Below are 20460 nucleotides of genomic sequence, written 5' to 3'. Positions count from 1 at the left end.
GAAAATGCGCATTGCTGTCGCCATTCCCTGCTACAAGGTATTGCAGCATGTCCTCGGGGTCATCTCCGCCATTGGGCCCGAAGTGAACGTCATCTACGCTGTAGACGACGCTTGTCCTGACGGCAGTGGCCGCTTTATTGAAAAGCACAACTCGGACCCTCGCGTCCGCGTACTTTACAACCCCGAGAACCGGGGCGTGGGCGGTGCCGTAGTAACGGCCTACGAAGCCGCTATCGCCGATGGGATGGACATCGTAGTCAAGATTGACGGTGATGGACAAATGAACCCAGCGCTGCTCCCATTGTTCGTACGACCTCTCATACGCAGGCAAGCCGACTACACAAAGGGCAATCGCTTCTATCGGCCCGAATCCCTGCACGGCATGCCTCCAGTGCGGATGTTTGGCAACGCGGTGCTATCTTTGATGACCAAGTTCAGTTGCGGCTACTGGTCTTCAATGGATCCGACCAATGGCTACACCGCTATTCATACAGCGGTTTTACGCCAACTACCGCTTGCGAAACTGGAGCGCCGGTATTTTTTCGAAACAGATATGCTTTACCACTTGAATACCATTCGAGCGGTCGTACACGACGTTCCCATGGATTCAGTCTATGCATCCGAAGAGTCGAATCTAAAGGTCTCCAAAATACTGCCTGAGTTTTTGGGCAAGCATATTTCTCGGCTTATCAAGCGCTACGTGTACCTGTATCTCCTGCGGGATTTCAATATCGGTAGCCTATACAGCGTCCTAGGCGCATTGTTGTGCCTAATAGGCATCACCTTCGGTGGCTTTCATTGGCTCCACGGAATGGCCACCGGAGTTCCCGCTTCCAGCGGAACTGTGATGTTCGCCGCACTGCCACTCATTATCGGCATTCAGTTTTTGATTGCTTTTTTGCACTATGACGTGAGCAACGTGCCGCGCGAGGCTCTCAGTCCCGAGTTATCCGATGAGGACTGATACCGCTGTCAAAACCGACCTGCACTGGATCCAAGCCCTGCGTGGCATTGCTGCGCTGATGGTGCTCTTCTTCCACATGCACCCTCATTGGGATCTGTCGCCGATATTGTCTGCAACCAGCACGATCACACGGTGGGGCTTCTCAGGGGTAGACATTTTTTTCACACTCAGCGGCTTCGTGGTCTACCGCTCGGCCCTGCGCACCATTCCTGAGAGCGGCATCAAGCCTTTCGCGATGAAGCGGTTGCGACGCATCTATTTGGGTTATTGGCCCGTTCTGCTGCTCATCGCACTGACGACAGTCTGGACATACCAGGAGAGCCTGCCACCACTGCAGAAGATAATTTTCAGCACACTGCTGCTGTACCCCAACATTTGGGACAACTGGCTGCCTCCAGCATGGTCGCTGACGATGGAAATCTACTTCTACCTGTGGATCATTCCCATTGCAGTCGTTCCGACGCGATATCGGATCAAAGCCATCGTTTTGATAATGCTGGTACTCGCGGCTTGGGGCATCGCATGGGTCATCATCGACCCGCAAGGTGTGTTTGAAGGCAACCAACCGCTACGGTATGGACTCACCGGACTGGGGCTGGAGTTCCTGGCAGGAGCACTGGTCGCCCACGCCTATGACAGACGCGCTCCAATCTTTCGAACACGTCAAACCACCATCCCGTTGTGCCTCCTGCTGATAGCCTCGGGCTTTGCGGTAGGTTCCATGTCGCCGTTTTTTGATCGTGTCGAAGTCATGCGGGCGGCGAGCTTCGGGGTGGTGGGCGTTGCCACTCTAGTCATTGCCCTGTGCCTCGAGCAAACCAGGTTTTCACCGCCCACCTGGCTGGTAGCGGTGGGCGATGCTTCGTACAGTTTGTATCTGCTTCACACCTTCCTGCTCGATGCCAGCGGTCGAATGCGCATGTCCCTTGGTATTTCGGAACCGCAGTCATTGCTCTTCTTCCTGCTCGGTCTTCCCGTTGCAATTGTTGGCATCAGCATGCTGTGGTTCCGCTGCATCGAGAGGCCCCTCCTGCAAGCTGCGCGCTGATCATCAGGCCAGAACACTTCCTGCATTTGCCACATGCTGCCCCTGCCTCACTGGAATTTGGCCGCTCGCTCCACCATCGCGGGAATATTCACCGACATCGACGACACCCTGACCACCGAGGGCGCCATCACGCCCGATGCGCTGCAGGCGCTGGCCGCCCTGAAGGCCGCGGGCCTGGTGGTCATTCCCATCACCGGACGGCCGATTGGCTGGTGCGAGCCTTTCATGGCGGGGCCTGCCGGTTCGACCTGGCCTGTCGATGCCATGGTGGCAGAGAACGGTGCCGTGGCATTTACCCGCAGCTCTGGCGCTCAACCAACGCTGGTCAAGCGCTACCAGCAAGACGCCGCCACGCGCAGTGCCAACCAGGCGCGCATGCGTGAGATCGCCGCCCAGGTCGCTGCGGAAGTGCCAGGGGTCGCCCTCAGCCGCGACAGCGCCGGGCGTGAGACGGACCTGGCCTTTGATTACGCAGAGTTCGACCGGCACGCGCCCGACACCGTGGAGCAGGTGCTGGCTGTGCTGCAGCGCGCTGGCATGCAGACCACGGTGAGCAGCATCCACATCCATGGCTGCTTTGGGGACTTCAATAAATGGCAGGGTGCCAACTGGATCGTGCGCGAGCTGCTGGGCCGCGACCTGGCGCAGGAGCTGGACCGCTGGGTGTTTGTGGGCGACTCGGGCAATGACCAGGCGATGTTCCAGCACTTCACCCACAGCGTGGGTGTGGCCAATATCGCGCGGTTTGCCCCGCAGCTCACACATCTGCCACGCTATGTGACGCAGGGCGAACGGGGCGCGGGGTTTGCCGAAGTGGCGCGGGCGATTCTGGCGGGCCGCTGACTGTCAGCGAAGCAAGCGCAGCAGGCAACAGGGCGCAGTCGCCACAGCCCCTGGCTGATCGACGCAACTGGGCCAGCGCTCCCAGGAGGGCACAGTGTACGCAAGACCTCCAGGAAGCAGTTTTGACTGAAAACGCCACCTCCGCTAGTGGAATATGCCGTGATAGCTATTATTTCAATAGCACAACCATCAAGCCTTGAGGAAGATATCGGTATCCGGCGCAAAACACGCATGCAGCGGCAGCAGCGCTCCGCCCAGCGCGCGGGCGTCCGAGCCCATGGTGCCCAGCTCCAGCCGGGGGGGCTGGTGCAGGCCTTCCCAGTTGTAGTCGGCCAGCGCGTGGCGGGCGCTCTCGCACAGGGCCTGCAGCAGCTCGGGGGCTGCGGCGCCATCGACCACCACGGCGTCCAGATCCAAAAACGCGGTGGCCGAGACGATGCAGTGCGCCAGGCCCGCCGCAGCGCGCGCAATCCAGCCCCGGCTGTGTTCCAGCCACGGGGCCTGCAGCACGCGCTTGTCGTAGGCGGCCATGGGGTCGAGACCGTGTTCGCGAAAGCGCTGCTCCAGCTCCCACAGGGAGGCCTGGCTGATGAGCTGCGCGGGCGCCTGGCCCGGCTGGGCGGGTGACAGCGGCAGCGAGGCCACCGCACCCGCGTTGCCATGCAGACCGCGATGCAGGTGCGAATTGATGACCAGCCCGCCACCCACAAAGGTGTCCATGAACAGGTACAGAAAACTCGGGATGTCGCGCCCGCGCCCCTGCAGCAGCTCGGCCACGCAGGCGGCGGAGGTGTCCTTGGCAAAGCTCACGGGCAGCTCGGTCATCTGCTGCACCTGCTCGGCCAGGTCGATGTTGTTCCAGGCTTCGGACTGCGCCTCGGTCAGCCCCAGCATGCGGTGCCAGCCGCCGAGCTGGAACGGCGCGGCCACGCCCACGCCCACCACGCGCGAGCGCAGCGGACCCAGGCCGTCGAGCAGCTGGTTCAGGTGCGTGCGGATGGCGGGCAACAGCACGTCGATGTCAGGGAAGGCGTAGTCGAGCACGATGCGCTCGCGCACATGGCCGGTGAAGTCCACCAGCAGCCAGTCGGCACTGCGGCGGCCGATCTTGATGCCGATGGCAAAGGCGCCGTCGGGGTTCAGGCCAATGGGCACCGAAGGCTGGCCCACACGGCCGCGCACCGGGGCTTCGCGGCGCAGCAGCTGGTCTTCATCGAGCCGAGCAGTGATGAGCCCGATGGTCTGCGCCGTGAGGCCCGTGACCCGCGCCATCTCGGCCTTGGCGAGGCTGCCGTGGGTGCGCAGGGCCTGCAGCACCACACGTTCGTTGAACTGGCGCAGCCCCACGTGATTGGAGCCGCGCTGGCGCAGCAGCGCGGGGCTGGCGGCAGTGTTGTCAACGGCGGGTAGGGATGCGTCGGTGTCCAGCATGGTGATGAAACGATCAGGCGTTCAGAGTGTCGCCGATGACGCCCTTGCGCAGCAGGAAGTTGCCCCAGGGCTGCAGTTCGCCAGTGACGACGATGGCATAGGCCTTTTTGACGCGCTCGTAGAACGCAAAACGCTCCACGCCTTCGGCCTGCGCGCTGGCCACGCCCTCGCGTGCCAGCACGTCCATGGTTTCGCGCTGCAGGGCTGAGCGGTACGGCACCTCGGTACCGCCCACCTGCATGTAGGCCACGGGGTGCGGCACGTCTTGCGCCAATGGCAGCACGCTGGCCACCGCTTGCACGGCACGCGCCATGCCAATGCCGGGCAGGCGCAGCACGGGCTTGCCCGCGCCCAGGCTCATGGCGGTGAAGTTGGCATCGGCCAGCACGATGGCGTCGTCATGGCCCATCTCGGCCAGCACCTTGAGCAGGTCGGGGGTCAGCAGGGGATCGATATTTTTCAGCATGGTTCAGGCCAGGCATTCAGCGGGCAGGTCAGACGCGGACATGGCACCGGTCATCACGGCCACGGTATCGCTCATGCTGATCTTCTTGGGGTTGACGACGGCGGCGCGCTTACCCAGGCGGGCGATGTGGATGCGGTCGGCAATCTCGAACACATGGGGCATGTTGTGGCTGATGAGGATGACGGGCAGGCCCTTGTCGCGCACGCGGCGGATGAGCTCCAGCACCATGTTGCCCTCCTTCACGCCCAGGGCGGCGGTGGGCTCGTCCATGATGACGACGTGGCGCGCAAACGCTGCCGCCCGCGCCACGGCCACGCACTGGCGCTGGCCGCCAGAGAGTGTCTCCACCGCCTGCGTCATGGAGCGGATGCCGACCTTCAGTTCGGCCATGCGGGCCACGCTTTCTTCGAGCATCTTTTTCTTGTCGAGCATGCGCAGAGCGCTGCCCAGCAGTCCAGGGCGGCGCAGTTCGCGGCCGAGGAACAGGTTTTCGGCAATGGTCATGGCCGGGGCCACGGCCAGGTCCTGGTACACGGTTTCGATGCCCGCGCGGCGTGCGTCGATGGGGCTCTTGAACTGGATGCGCTGGCCGTCGAGCAGGATCTCGCCTTCGTCGGGCACGGTGGCGCCCGACAGCGCCTTGATGAGGCTCGACTTGCCCGCGCCGTTGTCGCCGATCACGGCCAGGATTTCACCGGCGCGCAGTTCAAAGTCGGCACCATCGAGCGCAGTGACCTGCCCATAGCGCTTGACCAGGCCCTTGGCCTGCATGACCAGCGGGGCGTTCGTGGTGTGTGGGGAGGTGGTCATGATCAACGCACTCCTTTGCGCGAGAGTTGGTCGGTGGCCACGGCCAGGATCACGAGGATGCCGGTGACGAGGATCTGGTACACCGACGACACGCCCATGAGCGTGAGCCCATTGCGGAACACGCCCACGATGAGCGCCCCCACCAGCGTGCCCAAAATCATGCCGCGCCCGCCAAACAGGCTGGTGCCGCCCAGCACCACGGCGCTGATGGCATCGAGGTTTTCGGTCTGGCCCGCGTTCGGGTCGCCCGCACCGGTGCGGGCCACCGACAGCACCGACGCGATGCCGTAGAACAGGCCCGCCAGCACATACACGCCCAGCAGCACCTTGTCGGTGGCAATGCCGGTAAGGCGCGTGGCTTCGGGGCTGTTGCCCACGGCGTACACGTGGCGGCCCGGCGCGGTTTCGCGCAGCGCAAACCAGGTGACGAGGTACAGCACCAGCATGAGCACCGCGCCCCAGACGATGGCGGTCTGCCCCAGCTGGAAGGTGTTGCCCAGTGCGGTCATGCCAGCGGGGATGTCGGTGATGGTCTGCGCGCCCGAGTACAGCTGCGTGGCGGCAAACGCGATGTTGAGCGTGCCCAGCGTGACGATGAAGGGCGGCAGCTTGATCTTGGTGACCAGCAGGCCGTTGATCAGGCCGAACAGCATGGTCACCGCCATGCCGCAGGCAATCGCCACGGGGGCCGAAAGGCCGTAGTCCGCCGCCATCTTGGTCATCACAATGCCGCCCAGCGCCATGACCATGCCACACGATAAATCGATGCCCGCCGTGAGGATCACCAGCGTCTGGCCAATGGCGATCACGGCCACGACCATGACCTGCTGCAGGATGAGCGCGAAGTTCTGCGCCGACAGAAAACGCTCGCTCTGCGTGGCAAAGAAGGCGCACGCCAGGATCAGCGCGATGAACGGCCCCAGCGTGGCCAGCGGCGGTAGTTTGGAAGCGGTCGAGGACATGGCGGCTCCGTGCGAGTGGACAAAGGTGGCGCTCAGAAAGCAGTTGACGGTTGGGAGCCGATCGCAAAACTCAGCGAAGCGGTTCTGGCTAGGCGCTGCGTCGCAGGCAGTACGGTAGTACGACAAGACGCAGCAACGACGCCAGAAGAGTTTTGAGAACGGCTCTTACTTGGCGCCCCAGCACAGGTCGGTGCCGGTCTTCACATCCTTGCTGTCCACGCCCGCCATGGGCTTGGCAGCGATCAGCGTCACGCCGGTGTCGGTGTAGCCGCTGACCTTCTTGCCGGTCTTGGCGTATTCCACGCCTGCCGCCACGCCCATCGCGGCCATGCGCAGCGGGTACTGCTGGCTGGTGGCAGCGATCACACCCTTGCCCACGTCGGCGATGCCCGCGCAGCCACCGTCCACCGAGACGATGAGCACGTTCTTCTCCTTGCCTGCGGCCTTGAGCGCGTTGTAGGCACCGGCAGCGGCGGGCTCGTTGATGGTGTAGACGATGTTGATGTCGGGGTTCTTCTGCAGGCAGTTTTCCATGCCGGTCTGGCCCTTGGCGCGGTCACCAAAGCTGTCGGCCATGCACACCACTTCGGCGGGGCGCGACAGCTCATTGCTCTTGGCGTCATTCGCCTGCAGGCCAAAACCCTTCAGAAAGCCGTTGTGCCGCTGCGCACCCACGGGGTGTCCGGGGAACAGGTCCAGCGTGGCGATCACGGGCTTCCTGCCTGCAGCCGCGGCCTTGGCGTATTGGCCGATCAGCTCGCCCGCCTTGTAGTTGTCGGTGGCAAACAGCGCATCCGTCGCATCCATGGGCTCGGTGGGGCTGTCCAGCGCAATCACCATCACGCCGCGTGCCTGCGCCTTCTTGATGGCGGGCACGATGGCCTTGGCGTCGCTGGGGGTGATGAGGATGGTCTTGGCGCCTGCGGCGATCAGGTTCTCCATGGCCGTGACCTGGCCCGCGTTGTCGCCATCGGTCTTGCCTGCCGCCGACACCAGCTTGGCGCCCAGCTTCTTGGCCTCGGCCGTGGCGCCCTCTTTCATCTTCACGAAGAAGGGGTTGGTCTCGGTCTTGGTGATAAGGCCGATGACGGGTTCGGACGTCTGTGCCTGGGCCAGGCCACAGGCCAGGGCGCCGGTGAGGGCAAGGGCAGAAAGCGCGAAAGCGGGGGTGCGTTGCATGGCGTTGTCTCCGGGTTTTGGGATGGCAGATTCCTGTCGGCCCCGTGCTGCGCGGCTGGCAGGTGAACCACTCTTGTCGGGTGGATGGGATCGAACTATAGTGGCCGACAAGTTAATAAATCAAGTGGATTTAATTATGGTTTTCCCTATCCAGTCCGCCGACTCCAGCCCCGCCCACACCGCACCGCCGCTGCGCGTGGCCACGGCGGGCGAGGCATTGTTTGACCTGATCGAAGAGCCCGATGGCCGCCTCAAGCCCTGCGCGGGCGGCGCGGTGTACAACCTCACGCGAGCGCTGGGTTTGCAAGGGGTGGGCACGCTGTACCTCAACCCGCTGTCGGGCGACATGCTGGGGCGACAACTGGCACGCGGCCTGCACGATGCGGGCGTGGCCCTGGCCTCCCCCACGCCGGTGCGTGCGCCCAGCGCGCTGGCGCTGGCCGCACTGGATGCCGAGGGCAAGGCCAGCTACAGCTTCTACCGCGACGGCGTGGCCGACCGCCAGGTGACGGCCGCCGCGCTGACGGCTGCTTGCGCCGCATTGCCAGAGCTGCAAGTAGTGGCCACGGGCTGCCTGGCGCTGGTGGCGCAAGACGCCACCATCTACCTGCCCTGGCTGGCGGCGCAACGCACAGCGGGCCGCATGGTGGTGGTCGATGCCAACCTGCGCCTGTCGGCCATGGACGATGCGGAGGCCTACCGCGCCAATGTGATGGCCGCCCTGCAGCACGCCCACCTCATCAAGGTGAGCGACGATGACCTGGAGGCGCTGGCCGTTCCGGGCGCCAACGCATTGGAACGCGCCCACTATTTGCAGCAGCAAACACAGGCGCAATGGCTCGCCCTGACCCTGGGGCCGGAAGGTGCCTGGCTGCTGCAGCGCGACGGCTTGGCCGTGCATGCGCGCGAAGAAGCGCCGATCACGGTGGTGGACACCGTGGGTGCAGGCGACTGTTTTCTGGCGGGTTTGATCACCGCCTGGCTGGCAGGGCCTGAGCGGGGCGAAGAAGCGCTGACCTTGCGCCCGGGTGGCCTGACGGCGCCCGTTGCGGAGGCCCGGCTGCGCGCCGTGCTGCACCATGCGCTGGCCAGCGCCAGCCACTGCGTGGAGCGGGCGGGCTGCACGCCGCCCCGCTACGAAGAAGTGCAAGAGCGGCTGGCGTTGCGGCGCTCAGCGACCGCAGCCGGCCAATAACACTTACTCGGCGGGTTTGGCGGCCGGCTTGCGGGCCCGGCTGCGTGGACGGGGAGCGGCCGCCTTGGTGGGATCCGCGTCTTGTGCCTCAGCGGCTGGTGCGTCGGCCACAGAAGCCGATGCCTCGGCAGCTGTAGCACCGCCCGCATCCGCCACGGCACGCGCGCCACGCGCTCGGGGCGCAGCAGCAGCCTTGGGGGCGCTGACAGCTGGCTTGGCACCGCCTCCACTGCGAGCGCGGCTGCGGCGAGGGGCTGCAGGCTCGGCACCATCGTTCTCAGCAGGCATCTGCGCTGCCGGGGCCTCGGAGCCATCCAACGCTTCGGTGCGCGCATCCTGCTCAGGGCTGCTGTCGATCACCCGCTCCAATGGCCCGGCCTCGTGGGCCACCGGCTGGCTGAAATAGCGGCTGGCCGGGCGCTCTGACGGCACATCCGCCTGCTCGGACGCCTGTGGCTCCTGGTTCGAGTCATTGCGCGGCTCGCTGCGCTGCGTGGAGCGGGTGTCGGGGCGGTCTGCGCCCTCACCGCGACGCCCCCGGCTGCGGCCCGGCGCGCCCTGCCCTTCGCCACTGTCAGAACGCAGATCGGGTGCCGTCGCCACCGCATGAAAGTCATGCCGCGTGGCGCCGCCCTGGCTGGCTCGCTCACCGGCTCCTTCAGGCCGCGCGGGCGCGGCGGCGGCAGTCGGCCCACCGTGGCTGCGGAACACATACGCACCCGATTTTTCATCGCGCCCAAACTCCAGCAGCCCACGCGCCTGCGCTTCCTCCAGCAAGTTGCCAAAGGTGCGAAAGCCGTAGCGGCCTTCGCTGAAATCGGGCTTGCGGCGCTTGATGGCCTCCTTGAGCACCGAGGCCCAGATCTTGCCGGTGTCGCCGCGCTCGGACAGCAGGGCTTCAAACGTTTCGGCCGCCAGCTCCACGCCCTGGGTGCGGCGTGCGTCCTGGCTTTCCTTGCGGCTGCGCTCCTCCTCGGGGCTGCGACGGGGTGCTGGTGGCGGGTTGCTGCCAGGGCTCTGGCGGCGGGCCTGGGCCCGCTGGTTTTCGCGCACCAGGTCGTCGTAGAAGATGAATTCATCGCAGTTGGCAATCAGCAGATCGGACGTGGACTGCTTCACGCCCACGCCGATCACCTGCTTGTTGTTCTCGCGCAGCTTGGACACCAGCGGCGAAAAGTCCGAGTCGCCGCTGATGATGACGAAGGTGTTGACGTGCGACTTGGTGTAGCAGAGGTCCAGCGCGTCCACCACCAGGCGGATGTCGGCCGAGTTCTTGCCCGACTGGCGCACATGGGGGATCTCGATCAGCTCGAAATTCGCCTCGTGCATGGTGGCCTTGAAGCCCTTGTAGCGCTCCCAGTCGCAATAGGCCTTCTTGACCACGATGGAGCCCTTGAGCAGCAGGCGCTCCAGGATGGGCTTGATGTCGAACTTTTCGTACTGCGCATCGCGCACGCCCAGGGCGACGTTTTCAAAGTCGCAAAACAGGGCCATGCTGATGCTGTCGGAGGGGGATGCCATAAATGCTCGCGGTGTTCCGTTCAATGTTGGGACGGATCATCACACGGAACGCATTGCCCCCTCCGAAGGGAGTGGCCTCAGGTGGGTTTGGCCAGGCCCAGTTTCTCGACCAGCGCCTTTTCGCGCGTGAACGTGTCCTGCGCAAACTTCTTGTACGCCGAGGTGCTCATGTACATCGGCACCATGTCGTAGCGCGCCAGGGCCGTCTTGTAGCTGTCCTGCTCCATGGCCTGCTTGAAGGCATCGTGCAGGCGCTTGACCACCGCATCGGGTGTGCCCTTGGGTGCGCCGATGCCAAAGGGCGAGTTCTGAACCAGGTTCAGCCCCAGCTCCTTGAGCGTGGGCGCATCGGGGAACTTAGCCAGGCGCTCGGCGCCCCAGGTGTTGAGCACGCGCAGCTTGCCCGCTTCCACCTGCGGCGCAAAGCCGGTGGAGTCGGCCGCCGCCATGATCTGCCCGCCCAGGATGGACTGCATGAGGTCAGCGCTGCCCTTGTAGGGAACGTGCAGCAGCTCCAGGCCCAGCTGCTGGGCGATCAGCTCCATCGTCAGGTGCGGGCTGGTCATGGTGCCGGTGGAGCCGTAGCTGAGCTTGCCAGGGTTGGCCTTGGCCCAGGCCACGAAGTGCGTCCAGGTCTTGAGCGGGGAGTCGGCAGGCACCACCAGGCCAAACGCGTAGCCGGTGACGTTGAGCACGTAGCTGATGTCCTTGACCGGGTCCCAGTTGATCTTGGTGGTGTAGGGCAGGCGGAACACGCCCAGCGGAATCTGCGCCACCGTGTAGCCATCGGCCGGAGACGTTTGCAGCTGCTGCGCGGGCAAGGTGCCGCCGGCACCGGGCTTGTTCTCCACGATCACGGGCTGGCCCAGGATCTTGCTGGCGTTGTCGGCCAGCGACCGCATGGTGATGTCGGTGGGGCCACCGGCCGGGAAGGCGATGACCAGCTTGATGGGCTTGTTGGGAAAGCTCTGGGCCTGCGCCAGGAATGCGGGGACAGCGAGGCTGGCGGCTCCCCATTGGATGATCTGGCGACGTTGCATGGCGAGGCTCCTGAAAATGCAAAAACAAAGACTTCGCCATTGGACTGCAGGCCGCGCTGCAAGGGCATGCGGAAACCCCCTAGCCGCTGTCGCCCAGGCGCCAGCGCGCAGCCCTTGCGCTGGTGCACCGCCAGGGCCGCATCACGCCTTGTAGGTGGACAACAAGATACTGGTTTCGGTGTTGCCAATGCCGGGCGTGAGGCGAATGCGGCCCAGGGCTGCGTCAAATGCTTCCAGGCTCTCGGCACGCACCTCGGCCACGATGTCCCAGCGGCCGTTGGTGGTGTGCAACGTGCCCACCGTGGGCTCGCCGCGCAGCGCCCGGATGACGGCGGGGGCGGCATTGCCTTCGACCGCAATGCTCATCCACGCACGGATGCGCTGCGGCTCGGAATCAGGGCGCAGGCGCACGGTGTAGCCGGTGATGACGCCGCTCTCCTCCATCTTGTGCAGGCGGTTCTGCACGGTGCCGCGCGACACGCGCAGCTTTTGCGCCAACGTGGCCACAGGGGTGCGCGCGTCGGCACGCAAGATGCTGATGATTTCGCGGTCGGTGTCGTCGAGCTTGGTCATAGTGGGCTTCAAAACTGGCAGAACGGCAATTTATCAGCCATTTTGATCAATTCTGAGGCTAGGGGATAGCGGGGGCTGCCAAGAAAATTCTGGGACTTCTTCGCTCTTCTTTCACACCCCGCCCCGCCATGCACGCCTCAGTCCAAGCCCCCAGCGCCGTTGTGATGGTGCGCCCGCATCGCTTTCACCCCAACCCCGAAACCGCCGCCGACAACGCCTTTCAGGTGCGCACCGCGCAGCTGGCGGCCCCAGACACCTCGCGCCGCGCGTTTGCCGAGGTCACTGCTGCGGCAGAGCGCCTGGAGGGCGCGGGGGTGCGCGTGCACCTGTTCGACGACCCTGGCGAGCACGACACGCCCGACGCAGTGTTCCCCAACAACTGGTTCTCCACCCACGCGGGCGGCCATGTGGCGATCTACCCCATGTACGCCAGGAGCCGGCGACGCGAGCGGCGCAGCGATGTCATCGAGTTGCTCAAGGCCGAGTACCGCGTGCAGGACGTGATCGACTACTCGGGACTGGAGGCCGACGGCATATTTCTGGAGGGCACCGGTGCGATGGTCCTGGACCACATCGGCCGCATTGCCTACACCGCGCAATCGAACCGCGCCGACCCCGTGGCTCTGGAGCGCTTTTGCACACACTTCAACTACGAGCCCGTGGTCTTTGCCACTGCAGACGAGGAGGGCCAGCCCTGCTACCACACCAACGTGATGCTCTGCATTGGCACCGCGTTTGCGCTGGGTGGCTTTCACATGATCACCGATCCTGCGCGCCGTGCAGCCGTGTGCGAGCGCCTGCGCGAGACGGGCCGCGAGGTCATCGCCCTGAGCCCCCACCAGATCAGGGAATTTGCCGGCAACGCGCTGGAGCTCTCGGGCGCCCAGGGCCGGGTGCTGGCGCTGTCGGCGCGCGCCGCTGCCAGCCTCGCACCGGCGCAGCGTGCCACCATCGAGCAAAGCGCCCGCTTGCTGCCGTTGGACGTGCCAACCATCGAACTGGCGGGTGGATCGGTGCGCTGCATGCTGGCGGGCGTGCACCTGGCTCGGCGCAGTGCGGGGGGCTGAAATTTCAGTCCAATCCACTGCTTGCGCTAGTCGAACATTCCCGAATAGCTATTGAATTTATAGCGGGCTACTTCAGCTGGTTGTCTGGTGGCGGACCCTGCACGTCCAGCCGCGCATCACAACCCACGCCCGATGCGATCCAGCGCCGCGCCAGCGCCGACATGGCGCGCACTGCCCAGGGGTGGGTGAGCCCCGTCACCCCGGCCGGATCGGCCACCATGCCGCACCAGTAGCGCTGGTCCACATCGCTCCAGCGCAGGGCTACGCAGGCGCCACGGCGGCGGCGCGAGACCAGTACACCCAGCGGACATGGTTCCGCCAGGCAACACAGACCACAGCCATTGCAGGGCGCTCCCTCGGCCGGCTTGGCAGGTGCTTCGGGGTGCAGCCACACCACGGTGGTTGGGTGAGGGGGTGGTACGGGCATGGACGATGGGTAGCGTGCAGCGCGGCCACAGCGCCGCACGCGCACCGATGCATTGTGCCGCCAGCAAACCGCTGCGCGCACCGGGATCGCAGGTGCACAGGTTCGCCCAGCCCTGCGCCGCAACCCGAGGGAGAGCGGTGTGCACCCGCCCCGCGCACGCCCCAAAAAAAAGCCCCTGCCGCTATCGCAGCTGGGGCTGAACCGGCCGAAGGGACCGGGGAGGGAGACAAGCAATCAGATCTTGAACCGAGTCTCAGAGGCGAAAAACGCGGACTCAACAGCCCGAAGGACGGTTGGGGCGCATGGGCACGATGCCGCTGACGCGCAGCGTGGCGCCAGATCCATCCGACGCCGTCAGCGTCTTGCCGCTGAAGCGCACCTGGTCGCTTTCGCGGACCACGGCAGTGTCGGTGGGTTCGCCGCTGCCGTATTCCTTGCCATCGAACGTCAGGAACACCTGGTGCAGGCTGGTGGCGTCGGGGCGGTAACGGATATCGCCAAAGGCCGTGGCAGATGAGCCCACCTTGTTGGCGCCATCAAACCGGAAGGTGCACAGCTCCGGCACCGAACCGACAGGGTTCTTCTTGTCGACATCGGTGAGGTTGAGAGCGCCATTGCCATACACGCCATTCAGGCCGTCGATGGTGGCGTTGCTGACTGTCAGCACACCGGGCTCGTTGCTGGGAGATGGGTCGTCGTTATTGCCACCGCCGCAGGCCACCAGCAACACGGAGGTGGCCGCCAGAGCGGTACAGGTCTTGAGGAATTTGAATGCGTTCATGGTGATGGGCGTCCTTGAAATGTGGATGGAAGGTGGGGAGCCGATCCCCTGCAATCCATCGTAGGAAGCCCATCCCATGCAGCGCGTGCGCCATGTTCTGCGCAGTGCGTAGGACAGAGGCCGACAGCGCTGTGCGCCAACCACCAGGCTGGCCCAGCCTCCTGCCGTCAGCCCTGCACGCCTCAGCGGGCCAGCACGGGCGCGAGGGCCTTGCCGGTGTGGGTCCCCGCCGCCACCACGTCTTCGGGCGTGGCCGCCGCCACGATGCGGCCGCCTGCGCCACCGCCCTCGGGCCCCAGGTCCAGGATCCAGTCGGCTTCGGCGATCACATCGAGGTCGTGTTCGATCACGATCACGCTGTGGCCGCCGTCCACCAGGCGGTGCAGCACGCGGATGAGCTTATCCACGTCGGCCATGTGCAGCCCCACCGTGGGCTCGTCCAGCACATACAGCGTATGCGGCGCCTTCTGGCCCCGGCGGCCGACCTCGTCGCGCACCTTGGTGAGTTCGGTCACCAGCTTGATGCGCTGCGCCTCGCCACCGCTGAGCGTAGGTGACGGCTGGCCCAGCGTGAGGTAGCCCAGGCCCACGTCCTGCAAGAGCTGCAGCGGGTGCGCAATGCTGGGCATGGTGGCGAAGAAACCCACGGCCTCGTCCACCTCCATCTGCAGCACATCGCCGATGCTCTTGCCGCGCCAGGTCACGGCCAGCGTCTCGGGGTTGAAGCGCGCGCCGTGGCAGGTCTCGCAGGGCACCTTCACATCGGGCAAGAAGCTCATCTCGATGGTGCGCACGCCCGCGCCTTCGCAGCTGGGGCAGCGGCCTTCGCCGGTGTTGAAGCTGAAGCGCCCGGCCGCATAGCCGCGTGCCTTGGCCTCCAGCGTTTCGGCAAACAGCTTGCGGATGGTGTCCCAGAAGCCGATGTAGGTGGCGGGGCACGAACGCGGCGTTTTGCCGATGGGTGTCTGGTCCACTTCGAGCACGCGGTCGATGCTCTCAAAGCCCGACAGGCCTATGCAACCCACCAGCGGCGGCGCCTTGCCAGCGTCCATCGCATCACGCCCGGCCTTGGTACTGCGCTGCTGCACCCAGGCCTGCACATTGGCCAGCAGCACATCGCGCGCCAGGGTCGACTTACCCGAACCACTCACGCCCGTCACCGCCACCAGGCGGTGCAGCGGCACGGTGGCCGTCACGTTCTGCAGGTTGTGCAACTGCGCGCCATGCACCGTGAGCCAGCGCATGGCAGCGCGCTCCTTGGCTTCATTGAGGGCGTCAGCGGCCAGCGATGCAGCCTGCGCCGCACGCTTCTTGACGGCGGCGCTTTGGCGGCCCTTGGGCGCGGCCGCCTCGGCCTGGGCAAAGGCCGCCGTGGCCTCGGCGCTGACCTCGCCGGGCGCCATGCTGCGGCGCAGTTGCAGCGGGTGCTTCATGGCATGCAGCAGGTAGCGGCCGGTTTGCGAATCTTCGGCGCCCGTGATGTCGGCCACGCTGCCCTGCGCCACCAGGCGCCCGCCGCGTTTGCCGGCGCTGGGGCCGATGTCGATGATGTGGTCGGCACGGCGGATGGTGTCTTCGTCGTGCTCCACCACCACCAGCGTGTTGCCCTTGTCACCCAGCTTGTGCAGGGCATTGAGCAGGATCTGGTTGTCGCGCGCATGCAGGCCGATGGTGGGCTCGTCGAGCACGTAGCACACGCCCTGCAGGTTGCTGCCCAGCTGCGCGGCCAGACGGATGCGCTGCGCCTCGCCACCGCTGAGCGTGGGCGCCCCCCGGTCCAGCGTGAGGTAGCCCAGGCCCACTTCTTCCAGAAATTCGAGGCGGCTCTGGATCTCGGGCACCAGGTCGCGGGCAATGTCGGCCTCGCGCGCCGTCATGCCACCTTCAATGCGCAGGGTCTCGACCCAGCAGCGCACATCGGTCACGGACAGCGCGGCAATGTCGGTGATGCCCACACCGGCAAACTGCACAGCGCGCGCCGTGGCGTTCAGGCGGGTGCCACTGCAGCTCGGGCAGGCCGTGTCGGCCAGGTCTTCCACCTCGGGCTCGGCAAAGGTCTGCTCGCGGCCTTTTTCCTTGTCGTCCTGCACCGAGTCGTCAAACACCTTGCGCTGGTCCTTGGTGAGCTTGACGCCGGTGCCGACGCAGTCGGGGCACCAGCCGTGCTTGCTGTTGTAGCTGAACAGGCGCGGGTCCAGCTCGGCATAACTGGTGGCACACACGGGGCAGGCGCGCTTGGTGGAGAACGCCTGCAGCGTGCCAATACCGGCCGTGGGCTGGCCGCCCTCCATGGCTTCGCGCAGGCCGGTGATGCCACTGAGCACATGCACCACACCCTTGCCGTGCGTGAGTGCGTCGGCCAGCGCGGTGCGCAAAGCCGCTTCGTTCTCGGGCGACACATCGAGGCTGGCCACGGGCAGCTCGATGGTGTGTTCCTTGAAGCGGTCGATGCGAGGGAAGTTGGTGGTGGGCAAGAAGTTGCCATCCACCCGCAGGTGGGTGTAGCCGCGCGGACGCGCCCAGTCGGCCAGCTCGGTGTAGACGCCCTTGCGGTTCATGACCAGCGGCGCGAGCAGGCCGATGTGCTGGCCGCGGAACTGCGTGAGCAGCTGCGCGGCGATGCTCTCGGGCGTCTGCGGCTGCACGGCGGCGCCGTCCTTCGTGCAGTGCTGCGTGCCCAGCTTGACGTACAGCAGACGCAAGAAGTGCCACACCTCGGTGGTGGTGCCCACGGTGGACTTGCGCCCGCCGCGCGACAGGCGCTGCTCGATGGCGACGGTAGGCGGAATGCCGTACACCGCATCCACCTCGGGCCGGCCTGCAGGCTGCACGATGGAGCGCGCATAGGCATTGAGGGATTCGAGGTAGCGGCGCTGGCCTTCGTTGAACAGGATGTCGAATGCCAGCGTGGACTTGCCCGAGCCGCTCACGCCCGTCACCACATTGAACTTGCCACGCGGGATGTCCACGCTCAGGTTCTTGAGGTTGTGTTCCTTCGCATTGACGATTTCTATGGCGTTTTTTGCCGCAGGCGCTAGATCCATATGCGCAAGGCGCTCTGATTTTCGTAGCGCAGCAGCCTTTTCGTGCACCGAGTGGCCGCCCACGCCCAGCGCCAGTTCGTAGTCGCGCAGTGCCTGCCCGGTGTGGGATGTAGCGTGGGCTCGCACGTCCTCGGGCGTACCCTCGGCCACGATGAGGCCACCTGCGTAGCCGCCTTCCGGCCCCAGGTCGATCAGCCAGTCGCTCGCGCGGATCACGTCCAGGTTGTGCTCGATGACGATGAGCGAGTGCCCCGCGTCAATGAGCTTGCGCAGTGCGCGCATCAGCTTGGCGATGTCGTCAAAGTGCAGGCCGGTGGTGGGTTCGTCGAACAGGAACAGGGTGCCCTTGCGCGCCACCGTCTGGCGCGATTTGCTTTGTACGCGTGCAGCCTCGGCCAGAAAGCCTGCGAGCTTGAGGCGCTGCGCCTCGCCGCCCGACAGGGTGGGCACGGGCTGGCCCAGCGCCACGTATTCGAGCCCCACGTCCACGATGGGCTGCAGCGCGCGGATCACGTCGCGGTCGTTCGCAAAGACGGCCGCAGCTTCGGCCACGGTCAGCGCCAGTACATCCGACACATTCAGCGATTTGCCGCCGCGCTCAATGGTGACCTCCAGAATCTCGGGCCGGTAGCGCTTGCCGTCGCAGTCAGGGCAGCGCAGGTACACGTCGCTCAGAAACTGCATCTCCACATGCTCAAAGCCCGAGCCGCCGCAGGTGGGGCAACGCCCGTCGCCGCTGTTGAAGCTGAACTTGGCGGCGGTGTAACTGCGCTGCTTGGACAGCGGCGCCACGGCGAAGAGTTCGCGGATGCTGTCCCACGCGCCCACGTAGCTCACGGGGTTGGAACGTGCGGTCTTGCCGATGGGCGACTGGTCCACGAACACCACGTCCGACAGGTGGTCGGCGCCCAGCATGCGGTCGTGCGCACCCGGTGCATCCGTGGCCTTGCCGAAGTGGCGCAACAGCGCGGGGGCCAGCACATCCTGGATCAGGCTCGATTTGCCCGAGCCGCTCACGCCCGTCACGGTGACCAGGCGCTGCAGCGGGAATTCGACCGTCACATCCTGCAGGTTGTGCTCGCGCGCGCCTTCCAGGATGAGGCGTGGGGTCGATTCCGTCACCATGCGCTTGAAGCCAAAGCCCACATGCTTGCGCCCGCCCAGGTAGGCGCCCGTGAGCGTGTCGGCCTTGCGCAGGTCGGCGGTGGTGCCGTCGAACACGATCTGACCGCCCAGGCGGCCGGGGCCAGGGCCCATGTCGATCATGCGGTCGGCCGCGAGCATCACGGCGGGGTCATGCTCCACCACCACCAGGGTGTTGCCCGCGTCGCGCAAGCGCAGCATGGCCTCGGTGATGCGGTGCATGTCCCGCGGGTGCAGGCCGATACTGGGTTCGTCCAGCACAAACAGCGTGTTGACCAGGCTGGTGCCCAGGGCCGTGGTCAGGTTGATGCGCTGCACCTCGCCGCCGCTGAGCGTGCGGCTTTGCCGGTCGAGCGTGAGGTAGCCGATGCCCACATCGCACAGGTACTTGAGGCGCGTGGTGATTTCTTCGTGCAGCAGCTTCAGCGCCTGGGCATCGCCGCCCTTGGCATCGTCACCCACCGGCAACTGCATGCGCGCAAAGAACTGGCGCAGACGGTCGATGGGCAGCAGCATCAGGTCGTGCAGGCACAGGCCGGGCAACGCCTCGAGTTGCTCGCGCGACCACTGCACACCCTCGGGCATGAAGCGTTTGCCCGGCTCCAGCACCGCATCGGCATCTTCCTTGCGGCCGATGCGCCACAGCAGGCTTTCGGTCTTGAGGCGTGCACCCGCGCAGGTGGGGCACGGCGTGTAGCTGCGGTACTTGGACAGCAGCACGCGGATGTGCATCTTGTAGGCCTTGCTCTCCAGGTACTCGAAGAAGCGCTTGATGCCATACCACTGCTTGCTCCACTGGCCGTCCTTGTAGCCGGGCGCGCCGCCGATGACCCATTTCTTCTGATCGTCCGTGAGCTTATTCCACGGCGTGTCGCGCGGGATGCCTGCCGCCTCTGCGTGGCGCATGAGGTCGTCCTGCGCTTCCTTCCATGCCGGCGTCTGGATGGTCTTGATGGCACCGGCGCGCAGGGTGAGCTTGTCGTTGGGGATGACCAGGCCGTAGTCCACGCCGATCACGCGGCCAAAGCCCCGGCAGCTGTCGCACGCGCCCACGGCGGAGTTGAACGAGAAGGCCGAGGGGATGGGGTCGCTGTAGCGCAGGTCGCTGTCAGGGCAGTGCAGGCCGGTGGAGAAGCGCCAGAGTTCGGCCTCACCCTCATCCACGAGACGATAGACATTCAGCCGCCCCGTGCCGCGCTTGAGCGCGACCTCGATGGCTTCGATCACACGCGCCTTCTCGGCGTTGCCCAGCCGGAACCGGTCGGCCACCACATCCAGCACCTTGCGCGGGCCGGTGGGCGTGGCCACTTCGCGCTCGGCCTGCACCTTGGTGAAGCCACTGGCAGACAGCCATTGCTCGACCTGCTCGGCGCTGGTGTTGGCAGGCAGCTCCACGGGGAACGTTAAGACGATGCGCGGGTCGCCCGCTGCGGCGCTGCGCTGCTGTAGCTCCGCATAAATGGTCTCGGGCGTGTCATGCCGCACCGGCTGTGCCGTCTGCTTGTCGAACAACTGGCCGGCACGCGCGAACAACAGCTTCAGGTGGTCGTTCAGCTCCGTCATCGTGCCCACGGTGGATCGGCTGGAGCGGACCGGGTTGGTCTGGTCGATGGCAATGGCCGGGGGCACACCCTCGACCTTGTCCACGGCGGGCTTGTCCATGCGGTCGAGGAACTGGCGCGCATAGGCGCTGAAGGTCTCCACATACCGGCGCTGGCCCTCGGCATAGAGCGTGTCGAACACCAGACTGGACTTGCCCGAGCCACTGGGGCCTGTGACCACCGTGAGTTCTCCGGTACGGATGTCCAGATCCAGGTTCTTGAGGTTGTGCTGGCGTGCGCCGCGGATTCGGATCAGTCCCTGGGTCATGGAAGCGGTCTTTCGGGTGTGAGGCGGGACATTCTAGGGACGCACCTGGCGTTTGCGCCTGCGCGCGCCGATTACCCCCGAGACGCGCTGCGGTGCT

Annotated in this window: 16 protein-coding genes; 5 read left to right on the top strand and 11 right to left on the bottom strand. The window is 65.5% G+C overall.

Features of this window, described 5'->3' with window-relative positions:
* The first annotated feature begins 4 nt into the window (after positions 1-4).
* The 3 genes from ASC83_RS03095 to ASC83_RS03085 are packed head-to-tail and all read left to right on the top strand — an operon-like array spanning position 5 to position 2855.
* Positions 5-964, top strand: a complete 960-nt coding sequence (locus tag ASC83_RS03095) for a glycosyltransferase family 2 protein (RefSeq protein WP_056057931.1) — start codon at positions 5-7, stop codon at positions 962-964.
* A complete protein-coding gene (locus ASC83_RS03090; RefSeq protein ID WP_056057927.1) occupies positions 954-2012 on the top strand; it encodes an acyltransferase in 1059 nt (352 codons plus the stop codon). The genes ASC83_RS03095 and ASC83_RS03090 overlap by 11 nt, the downstream gene beginning before the upstream one ends.
* A 33-nt stretch (positions 2013-2045) precedes the next feature.
* Entirely contained in the window at positions 2046-2855 is an 810-nt protein-coding gene (locus ASC83_RS03085; protein WP_056057924.1) for an HAD-IIB family hydrolase, read from the top strand.
* Positions 2856-3044: 189 nt separating this feature from the next.
* Here ASC83_RS03085 and ASC83_RS03080 read toward each other — a convergent pair whose 3' ends face one another.
* From ASC83_RS03080 to ASC83_RS03060, 5 genes are all read right to left on the bottom strand, one after another.
* Positions 3045-4286 carry an ROK family transcriptional regulator gene (locus ASC83_RS03080; RefSeq protein WP_055393077.1) on the bottom strand — a complete coding sequence of 414 codons (1242 nt, stop codon included), beginning with the start codon at positions 4284-4286 and terminating at the stop codon, positions 3045-3047.
* 13 nt (positions 4287-4299) lie between these two features.
* The gene (locus ASC83_RS03075) at positions 4300-4752 is read right to left on the bottom strand and encodes an RbsD/FucU family protein (protein WP_056057921.1); all 453 of its coding nucleotides are present in this window, start codon (positions 4750-4752) and stop codon (positions 4300-4302) included.
* Between the two features lie 3 nt (positions 4753-4755).
* Positions 4756-5562, bottom strand: a complete 807-nt coding sequence (locus ASC83_RS03070) for an ATP-binding cassette domain-containing protein (protein ID WP_056057919.1) — start codon at positions 5560-5562, stop codon at positions 4756-4758.
* A 2-nt stretch (positions 5563-5564) separates the two neighbouring features.
* On the bottom strand, positions 5565-6524 hold the full coding sequence (locus tag ASC83_RS03065) for an ABC transporter permease (protein WP_055393070.1): 960 nt from the start codon (positions 6522-6524) through the stop codon (positions 5565-5567).
* Positions 6525-6689: 165 nt separating this feature from the next.
* A complete protein-coding gene (locus tag ASC83_RS03060; protein WP_056057916.1) occupies positions 6690-7703 on the bottom strand; it encodes a sugar ABC transporter substrate-binding protein in 1014 nt (337 codons plus the stop codon).
* 136 nt (positions 7704-7839) lie between these two features.
* Here ASC83_RS03060 and ASC83_RS03055 point away from each other — a divergent pair, with 136 nt between their 5' ends.
* Entirely contained in the window at positions 7840-8898 is a 1059-nt protein-coding gene (locus ASC83_RS03055) for a PfkB family carbohydrate kinase (RefSeq protein ID WP_056057914.1), read from the top strand.
* Positions 8899-8901: 3 nt separating this feature from the next.
* Here the strand turns inward: ASC83_RS03055 and ASC83_RS03050 are convergent, their stop codons facing one another.
* From ASC83_RS03050 to ASC83_RS03040, 3 genes are all read right to left on the bottom strand, one after another.
* Positions 8902-10419 carry an NYN domain-containing protein gene (locus tag ASC83_RS03050; protein ID WP_056057911.1) on the bottom strand — a complete coding sequence of 506 codons (1518 nt, stop codon included), beginning with the start codon at positions 10417-10419 and terminating at the stop codon, positions 8902-8904.
* A gap of 77 nt (positions 10420-10496) precedes the next feature.
* A complete protein-coding gene (locus tag ASC83_RS03045; RefSeq protein ID WP_056057908.1) occupies positions 10497-11459 on the bottom strand; it encodes a tripartite tricarboxylate transporter substrate binding protein in 963 nt (320 codons plus the stop codon).
* 141 nt (positions 11460-11600) lie between these two features.
* Positions 11601-12032: an Lrp/AsnC family transcriptional regulator gene (locus ASC83_RS03040; RefSeq protein WP_056057905.1), complete on the bottom strand. Its 432-nt coding sequence runs from the start codon at positions 12030-12032 to the stop codon at positions 11601-11603.
* A gap of 128 nt (positions 12033-12160) precedes the next feature.
* Here ASC83_RS03040 and ctlX point away from each other — a divergent pair, with 128 nt between their 5' ends.
* Entirely contained in the window at positions 12161-13099 is a 939-nt protein-coding gene (gene ctlX, locus ASC83_RS03035; RefSeq protein ID WP_056057901.1) for a citrulline utilization hydrolase CtlX, read from the top strand.
* Between the two features lie 67 nt (positions 13100-13166).
* Here the strand turns inward: ctlX and ASC83_RS03030 are convergent, their stop codons facing one another.
* The 3 genes from ASC83_RS03030 to uvrA form a co-directional block, all read right to left on the bottom strand.
* Positions 13167-13526: a hypothetical protein gene (locus ASC83_RS03030; RefSeq protein ID WP_056057899.1), complete on the bottom strand. Its 360-nt coding sequence runs from the start codon at positions 13524-13526 to the stop codon at positions 13167-13169.
* A 274-nt stretch (positions 13527-13800) separates the two neighbouring features.
* Positions 13801-14307 carry a hypothetical protein gene (locus ASC83_RS03025; RefSeq protein WP_056057896.1) on the bottom strand — a complete coding sequence of 169 codons (507 nt, stop codon included), beginning with the start codon at positions 14305-14307 and terminating at the stop codon, positions 13801-13803.
* A gap of 182 nt (positions 14308-14489) precedes the next feature.
* Entirely contained in the window at positions 14490-20363 is a 5874-nt protein-coding gene (uvrA, locus tag ASC83_RS03020; RefSeq protein ID WP_056057893.1) for an excinuclease ABC subunit UvrA, read from the bottom strand.
* Between the last annotated feature and the right edge of the window lie 97 nt (positions 20364-20460).

Origin of the sequence: Acidovorax sp. Root402 (assembly GCF_001425125.1) — a bacterium.
GTDB lineage: Bacteria > Pseudomonadota > Gammaproteobacteria > Burkholderiales > Burkholderiaceae_C > Acidovorax > Acidovorax delafieldii.
Note: the sequence above shows the minus strand (reverse complement) of the source record. Positions and strands in the feature narration are given on the sequence as shown.